Annotated in this window: 2 protein-coding genes and 1 pseudogene; all 3 read right to left on the bottom strand. The window is 72.1% G+C overall.

Going from position 1 to position 2,022, the window contains the following annotated elements; translation table 11 throughout:
- The coding region (locus Q1K57_RS03920) for a LysM peptidoglycan-binding domain-containing protein (RefSeq protein WP_300079201.1) at window positions 1–1,374 on the bottom strand (1,374 nt) is incomplete at its 3' end.
- Window positions 1,371–1,790, bottom strand: coding sequence for a pilus assembly protein TadG-related protein (locus tag Q1K57_RS03925; RefSeq protein ID WP_300079204.1), 420 nt, complete (start codon window positions 1,788–1,790; stop codon window positions 1,371–1,373). The genes Q1K57_RS03925 and Q1K57_RS03920, both read right to left, overlap by 4 nt.
- Window positions 1,790–2,022 (bottom strand): annotated as a pseudogene (locus tag Q1K57_RS03930) (pilus assembly protein); the annotation flags it as partial. The gene Q1K57_RS03925 and the pseudogene Q1K57_RS03930, both read right to left, overlap by 1 nt.

Below are 2,022 nucleotides of genomic sequence, written 5' to 3' on the forward strand. Positions count from 1 at the left end.
CAGGGTGGGCGTCGCTGCCTGCCCCTCGGCCATCACGGTCTTCTCCACCGGAACGAGTTCCGGCGGCGGCGCCTGGATCGTCCGCCCCGGCCGACGGGCACGGAACTGGGCCCTCCGGCGCTGGCGCAGCGCGGCCAGCAGCCCAGCGGCGAGGACGCCGCCGGCTCCGGTGAGCCCGACCAGCAACCAGGGTGCCGGCGCGTCGGAGTCCCGGTCGGACGCCTCGCTCGCTGGCTTGTCGTCGCTGCTCACGTCCGTGGCCACGGTCGCGGAGGCGGACGGGGCGGGCGTTGCCGGGGCGGTCGACGGGACGACGGGAACAGCGCCGGCCGTCTCGGACGTCGCAGGCGACGTCGCGGCTACCGGCGTGGGCTTGGCGGTTGCGGAAGGGACGGCGCCCGCCGGCGTGGGCTGCGAGGTCTGGGGTGTCGGCTCGGCTTGTTCGGGTTCGGGCGAGGTGGTGGGCAGGTCGGGCGTCGCTCCCTCAGCGGCCGGGATGAGTACGTGCCAGCCGGGGAGGATGAGGTCCGGGTCGGTCAGGCGACGGCCGTCCGGCTGGGTGAGCTTGCGGGAGGCCTCGAAGATCCGGGGCCAGGCGTCGGCGTCGTCGAGGTGCTCCTGGGCGATTTCGCTCAGCGTGTCCCCCTTGACCACGGTGTGGCGGGAGTGAGCGTGGTCGTTCGCTGCCGTGGCCTGCTCGCTGCCGGCTTGCGAGCCCGCGGGCAAGGTGAGCACCCATCCCGGCCTGAGGAACTGCGCCTTACCCCGCAGGAGTTCGTGGTTGAGTTTGAGGATCTCGGGGTAGCGGCTCCCCGACCCCAGGTGGTGCTCGGCGATCGACCACAGGGTCTCGCCACGCTTGACCGTGTGGGTGACGGGCGAGGCGGCGTCCACCGAGAGCGCCACGGCGCTCGGCGTGGGCGGGGCGGGCTTCGACGGCTGGGATGCGGCCGTTACCGTCGGCGAGGCCACCGGGTTTGGGCTGTCCGGAACTGCGGATGCCGTCTCGATCCCCGCAGCAGGCACCGTGATGAACAACAGCAGTGCTGCTGTCACGAGCCGGCGCGCCGGCACCTGGGACCACCGGAGACCGGGCAGCTTAGGTGCCTCCAGGCCTCGGAGCGCCGCGACGGCTTCCGTGATGATCGTGATCGCCAGCAGACCCCAGACGATCCACGCCGCGACCTTCAGGACCAAGAGGGTCAGGTGGCCGTCATCCGGCGTGGTGAGCGCCGCCCACCAGCCGTCCAGGCCGGACGGCGTCGGCCCCCAGCCGAGCGCCAACAGCACCGCCGGTAGCCCCACGAGCAGGCCGAGCAGCGCCAGGCTGGCGGCGAAACCGACCAGGCGGGGGTGACTGTGTCGCTGGTTCATCGGGGGGCTCCGTTCACGACACGCGACAGCAGGATGGTGGCGTCGCCGCTGACCGTCTTGGGGCCGATGCCTGCGGTTCCGAGGAACTTCGGCTGGTAGACGATCGTGACGTGCACCGACAGGGTGGTCGGTCCGGTGATGCTCACGCTGCCCTCGAGGCCGGCGGCATGGAGGTAGGCCGCTGCGGCGGTGCGGGCGGCGGCGGTGTCGATCTGCGGGGACTGGCCGCGCATGATCTGGCTGGCCTGAACCTGGTTCGCCGCCGTCCGTCCCGCCTGCTGGGCGAGGTCGTGCGCGCGCTGTTGGGCGTTGACCTGTCCGGTGAGGTCGACGGTGATGCCGATCACGAGGGTGAGGATCGCGGCGATCAGCACGCCCCACACCGTGACCGAGCCTCGTTCGTCGCGCTGCCTCATCATCGCCCCCTGAACACATCGAGCGGACTGGTGACCGTCGCGCTGACGACCCGGTCCGGCAGGCCGGGCAGGGACAGCTCCGACAGTTCCACCGTGCAACTCACGGTCGCCGCGACACTGGCGGGCGTTCCCACCGGCCTGTAGAACCCTGAGGTGTCGAGCGTGACCGTCATGGACGCGCACGTCAGCCCTTGGTTGGCGAGGGTGGCGCGCGCTGCCGCCACGGCTGTGG

The organism is Propioniciclava sp. (assembly GCF_029977985.1).
Classification (GTDB): Bacteria; Actinomycetota; Actinomycetes; order Propionibacteriales; family Propionibacteriaceae; genus Propioniciclava.

Bases quoted from the DNA above. Each gene is read 5' to 3' on its own strand.
- Q1K57_RS03925 (WP_300079204.1), bottom strand. From the start codon at position 1,790: ATGAGGCAGCGCGACGAACGAGGCTCGGTCACGGTGTGGGGCGTGCTG.